Source organism: Roseibium album (assembly GCF_965233825.1).
Taxonomy (GTDB): domain Bacteria; phylum Pseudomonadota; class Alphaproteobacteria; order Rhizobiales; family Stappiaceae; genus Roseibium; species Roseibium album.
The window spans coordinates 158,484-176,464 of the sequence record NZ_OZ247583.1; the positions used below are offsets into that span (position 1 = coordinate 158,484).

A 17,981-nucleotide genomic window follows, 5' to 3' on the forward strand; every position below is an offset into this window, starting at 1 on the left:
TTTTTATTGGGATTCAACAAGTTGCTGGTTGTTCACAGATTCATTTCGCTGGAGCTTGCCGCTGCGAATCATATTTTGTTAACCATTAACCGGTAGCTTTGAGTCGGGGTTAACAACAGTCCTTCGTAGCAGGCACCGACAGAGCCGTTGCGACTTGCCCAGGAAAGGCAGAACAAGGGGATTGGCATGCGTGTATTGTTGATTGAGGATGATAGCGCCACGGCGCAGAGCATCGAGTTGATGCTGAAGTCCGAGAACTTCAACGTCTACACGACAGATCTTGGCGAGGAAGGTATCGACCTCGGCAAACTGTACGATTATGACATTATAATGTTGGATTTGAACCTGCCGGACATGTCCGGATACGAGGTTCTGCGGACACTGCGTGTGTCCAAGGTCAAGACACCGATCCTGATCTTGTCCGGCAACGCGGGCATCGAGGACAAGGTTCGCGGCCTGGGGTTTGGCGCTGACGATTATATGACCAAGCCGTTCCACAAGGACGAACTGGTCGCTCGCATTCATGCGATCGTCCGCCGGTCCAAGGGCCACGCTCAGTCGGTGATCGTAACCGGCGATTTGAAGGTCAATCTGGACACCAAGACCGTGGAAGTTGGGGGCCAGCGCGTCCACCTGACCGGCAAGGAATACCAGATGCTCGAACTGCTTTCGTTGCGCAAGGGCACGACACTCACCAAGGAAATGTTCCTGAACCACCTTTACGGCGGCATGGACGAGCCGGAGTTGAAGATCATCGACGTCTTCATCTGTAAACTCCGCAAGAAACTGGCTTCCGCGACCTCCGGAAAGAACTACATCGAAACGGTCTGGGGCCGTGGATATGTTCTGCGTGAACCGGAAGTCGAGGCTGCGGCCTGACACCAAGGCAACTGAAGAATTTGAAAAGCCCCGGTTTTCCGGGGCTTTTCTATTGCATGGAGCGCCTTGTACCCGTTGATTTCGCCAACCAGGCTCCTGGATGGCGCTGGTGGCAAAGTGTTTCAGGATGGATAATCATCCTCGGCGCATGTCGTTTGTTCGCTACTGTTGAGGCAGAACAACGATGGCTTCCACTTCGAACAGCATCGGGTCGATAGCGAGCTTCGGAACGGGTATCAGAGTTTGTGCAGGGAGTGTTTCGCCGAACATGTTCCTGACATTTTCCGTCAAGACCCCAAGCTTCGACGGATCGTGATCGACCACGAAGACAGAGAGTTTTGCAACCTGATCCGGTGATGCGCCCAGCGAATCAAGAACCGTTTTCAGGTTGGCATAGGCCTGTTGAACCTGCTCCGAAAAGTCATCCGAATAGGTCCCGTTGGCACTGACACCACCTTGTCCGGAAACAAATGCAAGCCGCGCACCGGCCGGCGCGACCACAGCCACACTGTAACCATGGTCCGAAGGATCATGAAGCTTGTCCGGATTGACGATGGCGAGCTTGTCCTGATTGTTGCCGGCGTCGGCAAGGCTTGGGAATGTGGGCATCATTGTCAGGGGTCCTAGAATTGAGAGAATCGTTGTCAGACGGGACATGCTGGTCTCCTTGACCTGCTGTTCTGGGGTGGATTTTTCTGCGCTGCCCATAGATATTCGCCACCTCCTGACAATTCCTGTCAGTAGCTCTATGCTCAAATTCACTCAAACGGGTTGAAATGAAAACCGGAGGATTTGCGTGAGTCGTTCAGATCGTCTTATTCGCCTGATGCAGGTATTGCGACGATTGCCTTCCCCGGTAACAGCATCACGGCTGGCCGAGGAAATGGAGATTTCGGAACGCAGCATATACCGCGACATTCAAAGTCTCAGGTCGTCAGGAGCAATTATCGACGCCGAGGCGGGCTTTGGTTACACCCTGACGGAAGATCCTTCGCTGCCACCGATGCATTTTGACGCCGACGAGGTGGACGCACTCGCTCTCGGTCTGCATACCGTATCAAAACTGGGCAATTCCGAATTCACCCATGCGGCACAAAATGCGCTGGTGAAGCTGGAGGCAAGTCTTCCCCAAAACATGCGTCAACGGTTGAGACATGCGACGGTTGGCAGCCATATCATGCGCAATACACCTTTCTCCGAAGCCGACTTTTCCGGGCTTCGCGAATCAATCTGGAACGAGCAGGCGGTCTTCCTCGAATATTTTGACCTGAATGATCGATGTTCGAAACGAAAAGTCTGGCCGCTTACCATCTATTTTTTCAATGAAGTACAGGCGTTGATCGCCTGGTGTTGCCTGAGGCAGGATTTTCGCATGTTTCGCCTGGATCGGATCCGCTCGATGGAGTTCCTCGACGAATTCTTTCGTCCGAAACGTGTGGGACTGTTGCGCGAGTATTTTGAAAGAGAAAAAGAATGTGAATGACCTGGTACCGGCGCCCGCCGTGCAAACGCGACCGATATCGGTCCGGTCATGTATTTGCCAAAACACATTCACATCCGGATGGACACAGGCCAATCAAACTGATCGGTCACTCATCGCAGTCTGTTCTCATGGGTGCCTGTGAAGACGACTGTCTCTTCGGAAAACCCGGCACGAACCAGAGTGTGGTCCGCCGAGAAATACTCAGCGGACCACATATCCGTCCTGGAAAAGGCGTCAAACCCGCCCTTTCCCGTTTGTCACTATCGCTTTGTCTAGAGATGCATCTGGTAAGACGCCGGGACATACCGGAAACCTGCGCCGTCACTGGCCACATAGCCGACCGCGGGGAACGGCATGTGATATCCGACAAACGGAATCTTGTCTGCCGCAAGCATTCCGATGAGCGACTTGCGGGTCGCAGCGGCCGCTTCCTTGTCCATGTCAAAACGAACTTCCCAGTCAGGACGCGCCAGCGACCAGACGTAGTGATTGGCCGTGTCCGCTGCCAGCAGCAGTTGCTGACCACCGTTTTCAAGCATGTAAACGGTGTGTCCAGGTGTATGCCCATGAGCATCCACTGCCGTGATACCCGATGCGACCGATTCGCCACCCTTCAGGAACGTCATCTTTTCAGCCAGCGGCTTGACGTTTTTGGCCATCAGCTTTGTAACGCCATTGGCCTCGGGATCCATGCCTGACCAGAAGTCGTATTCCGTTTGCCCGGTGACATAGCGGGCGTTCGGAAAGGCTGGAGCCCCAGCTTCCATCAAACCGCCGATATGGTCAGGATGCATGTGAGTAATGACGACCACATCGACCTGTTCCGGCGTGTAACCGGCGCTTTGCAGTGCAGCCCTCATATTGCCGCGTGCGGGACGGCCTCCTTCACCGACCCCTGTATCAAACAGGATCAGTTCGCTGCCGGTATTCACGAGCGTCGGCGTAAAGTAGGCCTTGAAAGCGTCTGCCGGGATGAAGTTCTCTGCAGATGTCGTTGTAAACGTATCCGCATCGACATTCATGCCGAACGTTTTTTGCGGTTCCTTGACGCTGACAGCACCGTCGAGAAGCGTGTTCACTTCAAACTCGCCGACGTGGTAGCGCGCAACAGGCGCGGTCATGGCTCCCTGTTTTTCCGCTGCAGCCTGTGCAAGATTTGATGTCATCAGGCTCGCGCCGGCAATTGCACCTCCAGCGCCCAGCAGCGCGGAGCGCCGTGTCAGTTCAACTTTCAATCCCATGTCAATCACTCCGGTAGCCTGTCATATTAACGGTGGGGGCCAAGGCAGCAGGGACATCCCGAATACTGCGCGGATGGACGATCACGTTTCGCCCATCGCTGTGCCCTTGCGGTCAAAGTGGCGCAACGAAAACGAAAGGAAACCCGCTACTTCTTCAAAGACGCGTTATTTCGCGACTTCTTCAAACTTGGCGATCAGAGGAATATTGTATTTTTTACAACAGTTTAAGTTATAAATTTTTCATGCTTCTTGAATGACGCGCCAGTTGCAGCCTACTTTGAGCGGCTGAAAACACGAGCCACGCAATGATCCGCGACAAAAACATACAGATTTTTCTTCTTGCATTGGCTGCCGCCTGGCTTCTCGCTTCGACGCAGATCCAGCGCCCCGAAAACTGGTCTCTCGCTGGTCTTTACCTCTATTGGTCCGTTCGAATTCTCCTGGAAGCCGGCTTGTTCGTCGCCTTTCTTGAATTGTTTGCAAGATTGCCCGGTCTCAGGGACCGCTTCAGGCTGAACGCGGTCGTTGCAGCACTTGTCAGCCTCGTTCCCTTTGCTCTTGCGGTAACCGCGCTCGATCTTATCCTGGGATTACCGGAACTCGGTGAGCTTGTAGGATCGGGTGCATCGGTCGAAGCCGGCAACTCCGTGACAGGTCGGACCCATATCGGGTCCTTCCTCCTCGAACTCGTCTATCTTTCAGACAATCATCTTGTGCTCTGCTTCCTGCTTTCAATTCCCTTTTTGCAGCTTTCTGGCTCAACGCCGGCAGCAAGCACTGAAGAGGCGGCATCAAACCAGACGCTTCCGTTTGAAATGAAAAACCGTGATCTTCGAATCGCCACCTCTCCTGCGGACGACAACCGGATACATTCCGTTCGCCCCGGGGAAATGGGCTTCCAAAGGCACCTGGACACCCCTCTCGATGCTCCGGTTCTGCGTGTCGAGGCTCAGGAACACTATGTCCGCCTGGTCACGGTCAGTGAAACGCGGATGGTGCTTTACCGTTTCAACGACATTGTCTCCGAATTGCCCGGCGAGGACGGCATGCAGGTTCATCGCAGCCACTGGGTGACGTTCCAGGCCATGGCTCGGGTTGTCCGCGAGGACGGTCGGACCTGGCTCGAACTGACCGAGGGAACAAAGGTTCCCGTGAGCCGGAAATATGCCGAAAAGGTTCGCAAGAAAATCAGCCAGCTGTCTCCGGATACGAAAAAGGCGGTCAACTGACCGCCTTTCAAGAAAACATCTGTCATGACAGTGCGGTTACCGGCGGAACCCGACACCGCCACCGACAGCCAGTCTCGGACCTGCAGCAGAACCTGTTCCTGCCTGCACGGCCTGTTTCTTCTGAAACAGTCCCCGTTTTCCAGGTACCGGCTTGAACGCATCGGTCAACCCGACCACTGTCTCCGCTGCACCGAGAACCAGAAATCCGTCATCTGGAAGCGTCTTTGCAAGACGGCCCAGGATTTCCGATTTGGTGGTCTGGTCGAAATAGATCAGAACATTCCGGCAAAAGACAATGTCGAACTCTCCCAGATGCGTAAAGCTTTCAAGAAGATTGAGTTTCTTCCATTCGATCATTGACCGCATCTCGGCCGTGATTTGCCACATGTCGCCCTTCTGATCGAAATATTTCAGAAGCATCTGGATCGGAAGGCCGCGCTGGACTTCAAACTGGCTGTAGAGACCGGCTTTTGCCTTTTCCAGAACTTCCAGCGACAGGTCCGTCCCGAGAATCCGCGTTCGCCACCCTGGTAGCTTGGAAGCCTCTTCCTTCAGACAGATACCCAGCGAATAGGGTTCCTGGCCGGTCGAGGCGGCCGCACACCAGATCTTGAGCTGCCGGCGCGATGCGCGCGCCTCCTTCAGGGCAGGCAGCATCGTCTCCTTGAAATGATCAAACGGCGTCTTGTCCCGGAAGAAGAACGACTCGTTGGTCGTCATCGCTTCGATAACATCGGTTTCCAGCGTCCGGTTTGATCCGCGCTGCAACGTCTGTATCACGGCACTCAGGGTCTCCAGTTTCGAGCTTCTGGCGATCGGCAGCAACCGGCTTTCGACCAGATACTGCTTGTCGCTCGAAAGAACCAGTCCGGAGCGCGTCTTGAGAAAGGTCTTGAGGAATTCAAACTCACCTGGAGTCATCGTGTATTCCCCTTCAATACGCGTGCAATCTTCGGCCCAATCTGGTTGAGCGGCAGGATTTCACAACAAACCCCGGTTTGTGCCGCAGCACCTGGCATGCCCCAGACGACGCTGGTGGCCTCATCCTGCGTGATCACACTGCCGCCACCGGAAGCAATCGTTTTCACGCCGTCAGCGCCATCATGTCCCATTCCGGTAAGAATCACCGAAAGAACCGCAGAACCGTAGGCCTTGGCAACGCTGTCGAACAAAGGATCGACTGCAGGTTTGCAGAAGTTGACCGGCGGGTCGTCCGTCAGACGGACTTTCACTGCGCCGGCGTCCTTCTCCAGGATCATGTGTTTACCACCCGGGGCAACGTAAATAGTGCCGGGCTTGAGGACTTCACCATCCTCGCCTTCCTTGGCAGGACGAAGAGCAGCCTTGCCCATATGTTCCGCAAGAATGGAGGTGAATGTCGGCGGCATGTGCTGTGTGATGACGACGGGCACGTCGTTCATAGCCGTGCCGACTTCCTTCATGACGTCTTGCAGCGCCTGTGGACCGCCGGTTGACGAGCCGATCGCAAGAATGCGTGGCCGCACGGAAGAATATGGTCGTGTCTGGAACTTGGGAGCCGCGGCAGCGGCAGGCTGTGCGGCACCTCGAAAGCTTGCACGCGTATCCGTAGTGGGACGGGCCGAAACGGGTTTGACCGGCTGGGAGCTCTTTCCCGCGCGCGTTTCGGCGCGCATTGTCCTGGCAGGTCCACGCATACGAATGGCACGCGCACCCAGCGCCTTTACCTTTTCGATAAGCTCGCGACGGAAATCGATAGATGTCGTGACCTCGGAATTCGACTCGGGCTTTGGCACATAGTCGGCAGCGCCGAGCGAAAGAGCCTTCAGGCTGATCTCCGCATTGCGGCGTGTCAGGGTCGACGCCATGATCACGACCAGGTCCCGCTTTTTCGCCAGCATGAGCGGCAAGGCGGTCATGCCGTCCATTTCCGGCATCTCGATGTCGAGTACCACGACGTCCGGATTGCTTTTTTCGATATCTTCTACAGCTAGCTTGCCGTTCCTATGGGAACCGACAACTTTGAGGCCCTTGTCTTCCCCGAGCCAGCGGGTCAGAAGACCGCGAATGACCACAGCATCATCGACAACCATGACCTTGATCGGGTCGCTGCTCGGGCTGGCGCCAGCAGAAACACTTCTTTGCGCGAATGCCATTAATGACCGTCCAACTCAATACTAAATAAGGCCGACTTCCTGAAACTTGGCTTCGACAATTTCCCGGTCGAACGGTTTCATGATGTATTCATTCGCTCCTGCACGGATCGCCCTTGCAATATGTGCAACGTCGTTCTCAGTCGTACAGAACACGACAACCGGGCTTTCTCCGCCATCTTCGGCACGAAGGCTTGTCAGAAATTCCAGACCGTCCATCACCGGCATGTTCCAGTCCAGCAGAATGGCGTCAGGCATCGTGCTTCTGCACGCGTCGAGAGCCTGCTGGCCGTCCTCCGCTTCAGTAATCTCGAAGTTCATGTCTTCGAGTATCCTGCGTGCCACCTTACGGATGACACTGGAGTCATCAACTACAAGGCACTGTTTCATCGGGCGTTACTCCACTCATGGGCCGTTCGGCCGTTACGCTGCTACCATCGGTTCGGTAAACATTGCACCTAGAAGACGATCGACATCCAAAATCACCATCAACTGACCGTCCAGGCGATGAACGCCGCCCGAAATCTCGGCCCAGCGACGATCCAGGTTTGACGGATTCGGCTCTGAGGAAGCTGCCGGCAACGTCAGCACTTCACCGACGGTATCGATGACGAGGCCATAGCTCTCCAGCTTGTACTCGATGCCGACCGCCATCATCTGTTCGTCCTCCAACGGCGGCAGATGCAGGCGGCGACGCATGTTGATTGCAGTGACAATGCGTCCGCGCAGATTGAGTACGCCCTGGACTTCCGGAGCAGACATTGGAACCCGCGTCACACTCTCGGGAACGAACACATCATGGACCTGGGAAATCGGCAGGCCGAAAAGTTGACCTCCTATGACCACTGTCACGTATTGGATCATGTCACTGGCGGTGCCGGCGTCCGAATTGGTTTTGTGTTCGAGCACACTCATGCTGCAACTCCCAGTTCGTTGGAGAAGACATCCTTAAGAGCCGCGATCAGGCCGGGACGGTCGAACTTGGCGACATAGTCATCAAAGCCGGCCTGACGGCCGCGCTCGATCGATGCAGGTGTCACCATCGAAGACAATGCCAGGATCGGAATGTTCCGGAAGCGAGGATCCCGGCGCAGGGATTCACAGAATTCGAACCCGTTGATTTCCGGCATCTCGATATCGCTGACGATTGCGTGGAACTTGTCACCGTTCTCCAGCAACTCGAATGCCTGCTGCGGACCGATGCAGGTTGTCACGTCGTAACCTGCCGCTTTCAATACCGGTGTCAGCATGTTGCGGAAGAAGGAACTGTCGTCGACGAAAAGGACCTTTTTCGTCAGCGCCTCGATGTCCATTTCCTTGCGCATGAACCAGTCTTCGAAGGCCTGAGGCAGGTAGTAGCCAAGGTCCAGAATTTCCGTCGCCCGTTCCTTGACCACTGCAGATCCCAAGACCCCAGGACGTTCGGAACCGACTTCGATATTCATGCGGTCTTCGACAATATCGACGATTTCGTCGACGACCAGACCCATGGAACGGCCGGAGTCCGAGAACACCAGCATCGGCTGGGTACCTTCGGTTTTGTGGCCATCCCCGTCGTTGACATAAACCAATGGCATGAGGGAACCGCGATATTGCACAAGATCCCTGCCGTTTGAGCGTTCGATCTTGGAAACTTCGAATTCCTCCAGGCGCGTGACCAGTGACAGCGGCACGGCCTTTGGCTCCGGCGCACCGGCACGGAACAGCAGAAGCGAAATTGCGTTTTGGCTGGACATGGACTTGCGCTGCAGGCCTTCCTGCTCTTCGTCCTCCGATTCAGCGACCGAGCTCGAAGCGTGGCTTGCCATTGCACCGGCGATACCGTTCGGATCAATGATCATGATTACCGAACCGTCACCGAGGATGGTATTGCCGGAGAACATGTTGAGGTTGCGCAGCATGGAAGACATCGGTTTGACCACGATTTCTTCCGTATGGAAAACACCGTCGACCACGACACCGAACGTCTGGCTGCCGACCTGCATGACAACAATGAAGCCGTTGTCGGAATCGATCGCCTGATCGACGTCCTCGCCTTCGTAGATACCCAGGAGCTGGGACAAGTGAACCAGCGGCAGAAGCTTGTTTCGAAGCCTGAGTACCGGCGTGTCCTTGATCCGCTCGATGCGGTGCTCCGAGTTTGTCTGGACGCGGACAAGTTCCACGACGGACAACTGCGGAATTGCGAACCTGTCACCGCTCGCCTCGACGATCAGCGTCGACACGATGGCAAGCGTCAGCGGGATCTTGATAATGAAGCTGGAGCCCTTGCCGGTTGTCGAGCGCAAATCGACGGTACCGCCGATCAGTTCGATGTTGTTGCGCACGACATCCATGCCGACACCGCGTCCGGAAACGCTGGTTACCTCGGCAGCGGTAGAGAATCCGGCCGCGAAGATGAACTTGTGGATCTGGGAATCCGTCATCTTCTCGAATTCGGCTTCCGTGGCCAGGCCACGTTCCAGAACCTTGGATTTCACTTTCTCGACATCGATGCCCTTACCGTCGTCGCGGACTTCGATGATGATATGTCCGCCTTCATGATAGGCGGCAAGAGTAATGGTGCCCTTTTCCGGTTTCCCGGCAGCCCGGCGCTCATCAGGGCCTTCCAGACCATGGTCCGCCGAATTCCGGACCATGTGTGTCAGGGGATCCTTGATCATTTCAAGGACCTGACGGTCCAGTTCGGTATCCGCACCGATCATTTCCAGTTCGATCGGTTTTTCCAGTTCCTGGCTGAGGTCGCGCACGATGCGCGGCAACTTCTGCCAGGCATTGCCGATCGGCTGCATCCGGGTCGCCATGACCCCTTCCTGCAATTCCGCGGTCACATTGGACAGCCGTTGCAGTGGAACCTTGAATTCACTGTCTTCGTGACGACGCACGATTTCGAGAAGCTGGTTTCTCGTCAGCACAAGCTCTGACACCATGGTCATCAGGTGCTCGAGCGTATCTACGGCGACACGAATGCTCTTGTTTGAAACACTGCCGCCGGCAGCCTTCTTTTCACCGCCTTCAGTACCCGATTTCTGCGCAGCGGCTTTCTTCAGGGGCTCGGCTTTGGCTTCGGTCTTCGCGGCAACCGGTGCAGGGGCAGGTTCGTCCACCTCTTCTGCAATGTCCTCGGCCTCGACGATCTCCACGTCCGCGACCTCGACTTCGATCTCGGTTTCCTGGAACGCACGTTCCAGTTCGTCGAGAGAAACCTCACCAGGCCGCAGCGGACGTTCAAGGGTTTGATCCGGATCGTCGTCATCGGCAGCGTCCGCCTCGGCCGGCGCTTCTTCAGCTGCCTCGGCTTCGGGTTCGGCGCCACTCGCCATTGCCGCATCGGCCTTGGCAGACATGTCCTCGAGTTTACCGACCAGCTCGCTGTCGTCCCCTTGCGGCTCTTCGCCTTCGGCGGCTTCAAGTTCTGCAAGAATGTCCTTGATCTGGTCGATCGAAATCAGGATCAGCGACACTGCTTCCTGAGTGACAGGGGCGCCGTCACGGAATTTACCCATAAGGGTTTCAGCCGCATGCGCAATTCCTTCAAGCCGGGGAAGGCCCAGGAAACCACAGGTACCCTTGATCGTATGCACCAGGCGGAAAATGTTATTCAGAATGGTTGCGTTGTTCGGTTCTTGCTCGAATTTTACGAGTTCAACGTCAACAACATCGAGACTCTCGTTCGTCTCGGTAATAAATTCCCTGAGGAGGTCGTCCATGGCCTGCTCTCACCCGACTTGTTACTGGTTCCGCATCCGGAAACGGATGTCTGGACCGAAAAGTCCATGAGAGTAGGTTGACCTCAAAGAGTTAAGATACGCTGAAACGTATGGAGACTTTTAACTTCGACTTTTAGACCTTCGGGAGGGCCGTTATTTTTACTGACTCTTCTTGTTTATCTATTGTTAATACCATGCCGGATTCACGGGCGAGCAGCAAAGTGTAGATCGGTTGAACGGAGTGGGCATCGACCCTTTCCGGCTCTTGTCCGTCAAGAGTTTCCTTCATTCCCAGTGGGATGCGCGGATTGAGACCGCTTGCCAGCAACGTGAAGGATGGCGATTTCGGATCCCCCTCCATCTCAACCTTGATTTCGCCACCACGCGGAACGCACTGATTGGCGATCAGGATAAGGTTAAGCAGAAGCTTGACGTAATTTTTCGGCATCAGGTGCCTGGAAACTTGCCAAACTAAATCAGATTTTTCGTTTTCCATAAATCCTGTGGCAACGACTTGTGCGTCACCCAGATCTATCTCTGCCCCCGCCGAACCGGCGGCCCCGAATGCCAGACGTGCGAACTGCAATTTGGCGGAGGCCTGACGTGCGCTTTTGCGTATGAGGTCCATCGCAAACTCGCGCATGTCCTCCGAACCTTCTTCGTCGAGGACTTCCAGACCGTTCGTGATTGCACCGACCGGACTGATGATGTCGTGACAAACGCGGCTGGCAACCAAAGCGGCAAGATCCAGAGAGGTAAGCTCTTTAAGTGCGGACATGGCGGTGTAAGGCTCTTCTACAGGGTCCAAGCGAAACTATGATTCGCAATAATTCTCGCAAGCGTTACACATCCTAAAAGCTGCTGCCAAGGCGGCGGCCGGCTGCAAGCCGGGTCATCCAGATGAAAGTTGCCGTTTTTACCGGTCATGCGAAATACCTAGGCGGAAAATGACTACTTTTCCGGCATGCAGCCGACGCTGGCTGCATTCTCTTGGGCGTCCTTCACAAGTTGCCCGCCATTGACGACGAACAGAAAACGGTTGACGACCGAGTGAAAGAAGACGAGGCGCCCTTCGACGACGGCATAAATGTACGGGCTGCCTGCGGTGGCGAACCCTTCCGACAACGCATATCCGCCGCATCCGGCAAACATGGGGGCATAAGTTTCCGGGTTTCGCTCGAACGCGGCCATGTTGCCCTCGTTGACAAAGACCCATTCGGCACCGCCCCAGCTGAGTTCGTGCCGGCGATCTCCCTTGCGCGGCTGCCCGTCCACGAAGTAGCTGACAGGATCATTTCCGCCAATTGCATAGCCGGTAATCGGATCGGGGACGAAAAGCTGGGGACGCGCGATGCCTTTTCCGGCAAATATGCCCAGAACAGCCATCACGGCAATGGAAAGACACATCAACGTCTTTTTTTCAGGCCAGCTTTTCATTGATTCGGCTATGAAGAGTACCGAGGCTTGCGCGAATCAGTTTGATTCTATTGCGTTCCAGCGTACGGGCTGAGGCACTTTAAAACAATGCGCCTCATCCGGCAGATGATGAGGAGTCCCAATTAATGGCGAAAAGAGACTGGCAAGTAGCATCCCTGTTGAAAGCTGCGATTTTGTGCTTTTGTCTGATTGCCGTTCCAAACTCAGCCATGGCTCAAACGTCCGGCGCAGCACCGATCGATAGTGCACAGACCTACGATGAAGACGAGATCCTGAAAACCGGCCATGAATTTTTCGGTTCGGTCTCCGGTGGTCTGGCCTCTGTTATCGAACGCGCCTTTTCGAGATACGGCGAGCCGAACGGCTACATCCTGGGCGAAGAAGGATCAGGCGCTTTCGTTGCCGGCGCCCGATATGGCGAGGGGCACCTCTACACGCGCAACGCGGGCAATCACAAGGTCTTCTGGCAAGGCCCTTCGCTTGGGTGGGATTTCGGCGCCGACGGCGCGCGCGTCATGATGCTGGTCTACAGGCTTCCAGCCGTTGATTCGATTTATGATCGATTTGCGGGCGTCAATGGGTCGGCCTATCTCGTCGGCGGCGCGGGCATGACCGTTCTGCTCAGAAACGAAACCGTCCTTGTTCCCGTCAAAGCGGGTGTTGGTGCGCGCCTCGGGCTGAACATGGGTTACCTGAAGTTCACTCCCAAACCGACCTGGAATCCTTTTTAATTGGCAAGCTAAGTCTCGGCAGAACATGTAACATGCCGATCAGCCAACGGCTCGACAGCTCTTGGCTGCGAGGCCGGTGTCGTCTAATGATTAAGTATCGGCTTGGGAGAACGACCGGGAGCCCGATGTGATTGAAGCGGTAATGTATGTTGCACTGGGGTTTTGCACGGCCGGTCTGATCGGCTTGGCAATCCTGCCTGCTTTTTACCGCAGGGCGGCACGCCTGACCGAGGAAGCACTGCGTGCGGTCAATCCTTCCAGCTACGCCGAAGTCAGAGCCGCTCAGGATCAGGCAAGGGCCCGTCATGCGATCGAGCTCAGGCGGGTGGAGCGTCAACTTGATGGCGAACGGTCGAAAGCTGCCAGGCATCACCTGGAAGCTGCGCGGCTACGAACAGAAATCGACGAACTGAACCGGTCTCACAAATCACAGATATCCGATCTTGAAACGAAATTGGGCTCCCTTCATGGTGATCAGAGAGCCGTCGACCTCCTGACGTCTGAGGTAACCGCACTCAAGCAGAAGCTGGCAGACTCCGAAAAGGCACTTGCTGAAAGCTGGAAATTGCCCGATGACGGCAAGATTGAAACCAGGATGCCTGAAAAAGACGAAGACGGTAGCGACTGGTTGCCTGCAGCAGACACGATGACCCTGGCGACGATCACGGGTCTGGAAGCTGAAGTCGCCACGCTCAAATCCAGGCTGGCCAAGCACGAACCGATCGTCGCGGAAGAAATCGCAACTTCTGCCGGCAAGATGGAAAAATCGCGGCTGTCGGAACTCGAAGCTCAATTGGTGGATACGAATTCGAAATACGTGTCGGCGCAGGCGGAAGTAACCCGGCTTTCTCACCTGCTGAGCAGCGCCGGTGCCGGCGGTTCCGAGCCAAAGGAAGATCTGACCGATCAGCTTGAGGAACTCACCAGGGAAAACGCGCAGCAAAGGTCCGAACTGAACAACAAGGAACGCGCACTCGAACGTGCGACCGGACAGGTCGAAAAACTCAAGATCGATCTGGCAAATACCCCGGCCCTTTCCAAGCTCCGAGAAGAATTCCGCGCACTGGCTGCCAAGATTGCCGGAGCGAATGCAATTTCAGCCGATGCGAAAGACGCAAAATCGGGTGAAGACACAACGCTGCCCGTCGCTGAAGTCGAAACCGCCCTTGTCGAACCTGCGAAAAGCGGGGAACCGCAGCCAGGTCAAAAAAAGCGGACACAGCGTGTCATTGTTCCCGGAGACAAGATAAAGAAACCTGCGACAATCAAGGTCAGTGTTTCGAAAGTCAGTCCGCCCGACGAAAATTCCCAGGCACCAAAATCTGCCGATATCGCATCAGCGGCAGAAGCGCTTGTCAGCAGGGTCGTCGCCTCCAATCGCAAGACGACGCGGGAAGAAAGTGCCGACGACAGCAAAGCGGCGGAAACGACGGATACAAGTACCGGTACAGAGCCTGATGCAGAGTCCCAAACAAAATCCGTCAAACAAAAAAAGAAAGATGTGGCTTGATCTTAGGGGACAAGGACGGTCTTTTAGGTGAATGTGTCGACACCTGAAGAGCTTTCGATAAATGCTGATTGAACGCCACAACGCAATCCTGGAACTCGCCCGGCAGATGGGACGCGTCAGCGTCGATGATCTTGCAAGGCGTTTCGATGTCAGCCCGCAGACAATCCGCAAAGATCTGAACGAACTGTGCGACCGCCGACTGCTGGCCAGAACGCATGGTGGCGCCCTGCTGTCTTCCGGCATCGAGAATGTTGGCTATGAAGCGCGAAGAATTATATCCAGCAAGGAAAAGGCGGATATCGGCGAGAGCGTTGCGGCACTCATTCCGGACAACACCTCGATCTTCATAAACATCGGGACAACCACGGAAGCCGTTGCCCAGGCGCTGCTTCAGCATCGTGGCCTGATGGTGATCACCAACAACATCAATGTCGCCAGCCTTATGCGCGGATATTCTCAGATTGAAGTTGTTATCGCGGGAGGTGTCCTGCGGCATTCGGACGGCGGTATTGTCGGCGAGGCTGCCGTCGACTTCATGCGGCAGTTCAAGGTCGATTTTGCGGTCATCGGTGCGTCTGCGGTCGATCCGGACGGATCCCTGCTCGACTACGACTATCGCGAGGTCAAGGTCACCAAGACCATCATGGATAATGCGCGCCATGTCATTCTTGCAGCCGACAGCACAAAATTCGAACGCACTGCGCCGGTAAGGGTCGGGCATCTGTCACAGGTCACCACCTTTGTAACCGACTATTGCACCGATCCGAATTTTGCAAAGATCGCCGCCGAAGCAGAAGTAAATCTCATTGAGACCGGGCAGCGGCTGGAAACTGCCCGGCTCTGAACAATATCGACGCCGACAGCCAGAAGAACCGGTGCAATTCGATTAAACTGCAATTGGAAAAAGAGTGGCACGCCCAACGGGACTCGAACCCGTGTTTCCGCCGTGAAAGGGCGGCGTCCTAGACCGCTAGACGATGGGCGCGCAATACCTGAAAAACTCTGTTTCAGGCCGAGGACCGTGCGTATAAGGCTGCATGAGTGAAGACGCAACCCCTTTTTTCGGTTTTTGGCACGCGCCTGTTCACAACAGCTCAGAGCGAGGGCGGACGGCTCGGCACAGGATGGCAGAAGCACAGGGTTACCGCGCAACAAATTCCGTGCGGCCTATCTGTTTTCCCGAAAGCGGGTCAATGCGCAGCAGCGCGGTTTTGCTGCCTTCCCGCACAAGCACCAACATGATGCTTTCGGCAAAAGTCACCTGCAAGACTTCGGCATCGGGCCCGATGACGACCGTCGAAGCAAACGCATCCGAGGGCACGCCGGACTCATTGGTATTGATCTTGTAGAGAATTGCTGCAAAGACAGCGATCAAACCGGCGAACATGATAAGAGTGGATCCGAACAAGAGACGTTTCAATCTCGCCTGAACGCGTTCGGCTGCCGGATCTAGCGGCGCTTCCTTCTGGTCTTCTTCCCGAAAATCAGGTTGTGACATGACAGACAATTCCCATGAAGATCCTGCCGAATTCGACACGGATTTCAGATTAACAGTTGATGCAGCCGATGCCGGGAAAAGGCTGGATGCGGTTCTGGCAGCGCATATCGACGCGCTTAGCCGCAATAGGATCCAGTCTCTAATCAGGTCAGGAGACGTCACCGTCGGCGGCGCGAAGGTAGTGGAACCTAAATTCCGGGTCAATGAAGGGGATCCACTTGCGCTTTCCCTCCCCGAGCCGGAGGATCCGGAACCCAGCGGTGAAGACATACCGATCGCCGTTGTATTCGAGGACGAGCATCTCATAGTAGTCGACAAACCGGCGGGTCTTGTCGTGCACCCCGGCGCCGGTAACTGGACAGGCACGCTCGTTAACGCCCTGATCCATCACTGCGGTGACAGTCTGTCCGGCATAGGCGGTGTCAGACGCCCGGGCATTGTTCACAGGATCGACAAGGATACGTCTGGCCTGCTGGTTGTTGCGAAAACCGATCAGGCACATCAGGGTCTGGCAGCGCAATTTGCTGATCATGGCCGAACAGGTCCGCTTGAACGCTCCTATGCAGCTCTCGTGTGGGGCGCGCCCTCCAATCTCAAGGGCACGATCGATACAAATCTTGCCCGTTCGCAGTCTAACCGGCAGAAAATGGCCGTCGTCAAGACAAGTGGCCGCCAAGCGGTAACGCATTGGCAGGTCAGGGAGCGGTTCGGCGCTGCGGACCAACCTGCCCTCGCCTCACTGATGGAATGCCGCCTGGAAACCGGCCGCACGCACCAGATCCGCGTTCATATGACCCATATCGGCCATCCACTGATTGGCGATGATGACTACGGTTCAGGGTTCAAAACCAAAATCAATCGTCTCGACGAACCTCTCAAAACCGTCGTTGGAGCTTTCGATCGCCAGGCACTGCATGCAGGCCTGCTCGCCTTCGAACATCCGGTTAATGGGAAAACATTGCGTTTTGAGAGCCCATACCCGGCTGATTTTGCAAATCTTTTGTTATCATTACAAAATTTTTAGGATGAATTTCTGCAATCTTGCCATGCAATCGGCAATTTCCAACCTATATTAAAAACTCTTGTGTGCCTTTATGGACACGACTATGCGTCCGCCTTTCCTTTGACAGGGCTTGCTTGCGTAACACTGCGGAGCAGCGGGAGGAAGAGGTCGCAACCTTACGAAAGGGGGTGCATGCAATGGCCCAAAACGTACCTACTCTCACAGCCGGGGAAGGCGGTCTGAGCCGCTATCTGGATGAGATTCGTAAATTTCCAATGCTGCAGCCGCAGGAAGAGTACATGCTCGCCAAGCGGTATAAAGAGCATGAGGACCCTGCAGCCGCCGAACGCCTGGTCAATTCCCACCTACGCCTCGTTGCAAAAATAGCAATGGGATACCGCGGCTATGGACTGCCGATCGGCGAGGTTGTCTCTGAAGGCAATGTCGGTCTGATGCAGGCCGTGAAGCGCTTCGAACCGGACAAGGGTTTCAGGCTGGCGACTTACGCCATGTGGTGGATCAAGGCCGCCATTCAGGAATATATTCTGCGATCCTGGTCCCTCGTCAAAATGGGGACCACTGCGAACCAGAAACGCCTGTTCTTCAACCTGCGTCGTCTGAAAGGCAAGATTCAGGCCCTTGATGAAGGCGATCTGAAGCCACATCAGGTCAAGGAAATCGCAACCCGCCTCGGTGTTTCGGAAGAGGAAGTGGTGTCAATGAACCGCCGTCTGGGCGGTGATGCCAGCCTGAACGCACCGGTACGCGCGGAAGCCGACGCCGGAGAATGGCAGGACTGGCTTGTCGATGAAAGCGACAGCCAGGAGACCTTGCTGGCAAATCAGGAAGAACTTGATATGCGCCGCAAGCTGCTCAGCGACGCAATGGACGTGCTTAACGAACGCGAACGGCGCATCTTCCAGGCACGCCGGCTGTCAGAAGACCCGATGACGCTGGAAGATCTCTCTGGCGAATTTGGCGTCAGCCGCGAGCGTGTTCGCCAAATCGAGGTGCGCGCCTTTGAAAAGGTGCAAAAGGCCGTGCGCAACAATGCCCGGGCACAGGAACACCAGCAACCGGTCACCTGACACGTTACGCACTGCATTGAATTGGAAACGCCGGAGACAT

Annotated in this window: 18 protein-coding genes and 1 tRNA gene; 8 read left to right on the plus strand and 11 right to left on the minus strand. The window is 55.5% G+C overall.

Going from position 1 to position 17,981, the window contains the following annotated elements:
* The first annotated feature begins 186 nt into the window (after positions 1 to 186).
* Positions 187 to 879, plus strand: coding sequence for a response regulator transcription factor CtrA (ctrA, locus tag ACO6TI_RS00710; protein ID WP_029064643.1), 693 nt, complete (start codon positions 187 to 189; stop codon positions 877 to 879).
* Between the two features lie 162 nt (positions 880 to 1,041).
* Here ctrA and ACO6TI_RS00715 read toward each other — a convergent pair whose 3' ends face one another.
* Positions 1,042 to 1,536, minus strand: coding sequence for a RidA family protein (locus tag ACO6TI_RS00715; protein WP_104701301.1), 495 nt, complete (start codon positions 1,534 to 1,536; stop codon positions 1,042 to 1,044).
* Between the two features lie 139 nt (positions 1,537 to 1,675).
* Between ACO6TI_RS00715 and ACO6TI_RS00720 the strand changes: the two genes are divergently transcribed.
* Entirely contained in the window at positions 1,676 to 2,362 is a 687-nt protein-coding gene (locus tag ACO6TI_RS00720) for a helix-turn-helix transcriptional regulator (RefSeq protein WP_082442654.1), read from the plus strand.
* Positions 2,363 to 2,634: 272 nt separating this feature from the next.
* Here the strand turns inward: ACO6TI_RS00720 and ACO6TI_RS00725 are convergent, their stop codons facing one another.
* The gene (locus ACO6TI_RS00725; RefSeq protein ID WP_197000012.1) at positions 2,635 to 3,603 is read right to left on the minus strand and encodes an MBL fold metallo-hydrolase; all 969 of its coding nucleotides are present in this window, start codon (positions 3,601 to 3,603) and stop codon (positions 2,635 to 2,637) included.
* A gap of 305 nt (positions 3,604 to 3,908) precedes the next feature.
* Here ACO6TI_RS00725 and ACO6TI_RS00730 point away from each other — a divergent pair, with 305 nt between their 5' ends.
* Entirely contained in the window at positions 3,909 to 4,832 is a 924-nt protein-coding gene (locus tag ACO6TI_RS00730; RefSeq protein WP_422384162.1) for a LytTR family DNA-binding domain-containing protein, read from the plus strand.
* Positions 4,833 to 4,868: 36 nt separating this feature from the next.
* Here the strand turns inward: ACO6TI_RS00730 and ACO6TI_RS00735 are convergent, their stop codons facing one another.
* The 7 genes from ACO6TI_RS00735 to ACO6TI_RS00765 form a co-directional block, all read right to left on the minus strand.
* Positions 4,869 to 5,753, minus strand: coding sequence for a CheR family methyltransferase (locus tag ACO6TI_RS00735; RefSeq protein WP_055113776.1), 885 nt, complete (start codon positions 5,751 to 5,753; stop codon positions 4,869 to 4,871).
* On the minus strand, positions 5,750 to 6,967 hold the full coding sequence (locus ACO6TI_RS00740) for a protein-glutamate methylesterase/protein-glutamine glutaminase (RefSeq protein ID WP_055113778.1): 1,218 nt from the start codon (positions 6,965 to 6,967) through the stop codon (positions 5,750 to 5,752). Before ACO6TI_RS00740 ends, ACO6TI_RS00735 begins: the two co-directional genes overlap by 4 nt.
* Before the next feature lie 21 nt (positions 6,968 to 6,988).
* Positions 6,989 to 7,354 carry a response regulator gene (locus ACO6TI_RS00745; protein WP_029064636.1) on the minus strand — a complete coding sequence of 122 codons (366 nt, stop codon included), beginning with the start codon at positions 7,352 to 7,354 and terminating at the stop codon, positions 6,989 to 6,991.
* 33 nt (positions 7,355 to 7,387) lie between these two features.
* Positions 7,388 to 7,879, minus strand: a complete 492-nt coding sequence (locus tag ACO6TI_RS00750; RefSeq protein ID WP_055113780.1) for a chemotaxis protein CheW — start codon at positions 7,877 to 7,879, stop codon at positions 7,388 to 7,390.
* Positions 7,876 to 10,674 (minus strand): chemotaxis protein CheW, encoded by a 2,799-nt coding sequence (locus tag ACO6TI_RS00755; RefSeq protein ID WP_055113782.1) that lies wholly within the window; start codon positions 10,672 to 10,674, stop codon positions 7,876 to 7,878. The genes ACO6TI_RS00750 and ACO6TI_RS00755 overlap by 4 nt, the downstream gene beginning before the upstream one ends.
* 133 nt (positions 10,675 to 10,807) lie before the next feature.
* A complete protein-coding gene (chpT, locus tag ACO6TI_RS00760; protein ID WP_055113784.1) occupies positions 10,808 to 11,452 on the minus strand; it encodes a histidine phosphotransferase ChpT in 645 nt (214 codons plus the stop codon).
* A gap of 173 nt (positions 11,453 to 11,625) precedes the next feature.
* Entirely contained in the window at positions 11,626 to 12,081 is a 456-nt protein-coding gene (locus ACO6TI_RS00765) for a YHS domain-containing (seleno)protein (RefSeq protein ID WP_196896553.1), read from the minus strand.
* A 155-nt stretch (positions 12,082 to 12,236) separates the two neighbouring features.
* Here ACO6TI_RS00765 and ACO6TI_RS00770 point away from each other — a divergent pair, with 155 nt between their 5' ends.
* From ACO6TI_RS00770 to ACO6TI_RS00780, 3 genes are all read left to right on the plus strand, one after another.
* Positions 12,237 to 12,842, plus strand: a complete 606-nt coding sequence (locus tag ACO6TI_RS00770; protein WP_055113786.1) for a DUF1134 domain-containing protein — start codon at positions 12,237 to 12,239, stop codon at positions 12,840 to 12,842.
* Between the two features lie 127 nt (positions 12,843 to 12,969).
* A complete protein-coding gene (locus tag ACO6TI_RS00775; protein WP_209003417.1) occupies positions 12,970 to 14,352 on the plus strand; it encodes a hypothetical protein in 1,383 nt (460 codons plus the stop codon).
* A 61-nt stretch (positions 14,353 to 14,413) separates the two neighbouring features.
* A complete protein-coding gene (locus ACO6TI_RS00780; protein WP_029064630.1) occupies positions 14,414 to 15,196 on the plus strand; it encodes a DeoR/GlpR family DNA-binding transcription regulator in 783 nt (260 codons plus the stop codon).
* A 65-nt stretch (positions 15,197 to 15,261) separates the two neighbouring features.
* On the opposite strand, the gene ACO6TI_RS00785 is transcribed toward ACO6TI_RS00780, so the two are convergent.
* Together ACO6TI_RS00785 and ACO6TI_RS00790 are read right to left on the minus strand one after the other, a co-directional pair.
* A tRNA-Glu gene (locus ACO6TI_RS00785) sits at positions 15,262 to 15,337 on the minus strand.
* 156 nt (positions 15,338 to 15,493) lie between these two features.
* The gene (locus tag ACO6TI_RS00790; RefSeq protein WP_029064629.1) at positions 15,494 to 15,850 is read right to left on the minus strand and encodes a hypothetical protein; all 357 of its coding nucleotides are present in this window, start codon (positions 15,848 to 15,850) and stop codon (positions 15,494 to 15,496) included.
* Between ACO6TI_RS00790 and ACO6TI_RS00795 the strand changes: the two genes are divergently transcribed.
* The gene (locus ACO6TI_RS00795) at positions 15,849 to 16,874 is read left to right on the plus strand and encodes an RluA family pseudouridine synthase (RefSeq protein ID WP_422384163.1); all 1,026 of its coding nucleotides are present in this window, start codon (positions 15,849 to 15,851) and stop codon (positions 16,872 to 16,874) included. The genes ACO6TI_RS00790 and ACO6TI_RS00795 overlap by 2 nt on opposite strands.
* 176 nt (positions 16,875 to 17,050) lie before the next feature.
* A complete protein-coding gene (gene rpoH / locus ACO6TI_RS00800) occupies positions 17,051 to 17,941 on the plus strand; it encodes an RNA polymerase sigma factor RpoH (protein ID WP_029064627.1) in 891 nt (296 codons plus the stop codon).
* The last annotated feature ends 40 nt before the right edge of the window (positions 17,942 to 17,981 follow it).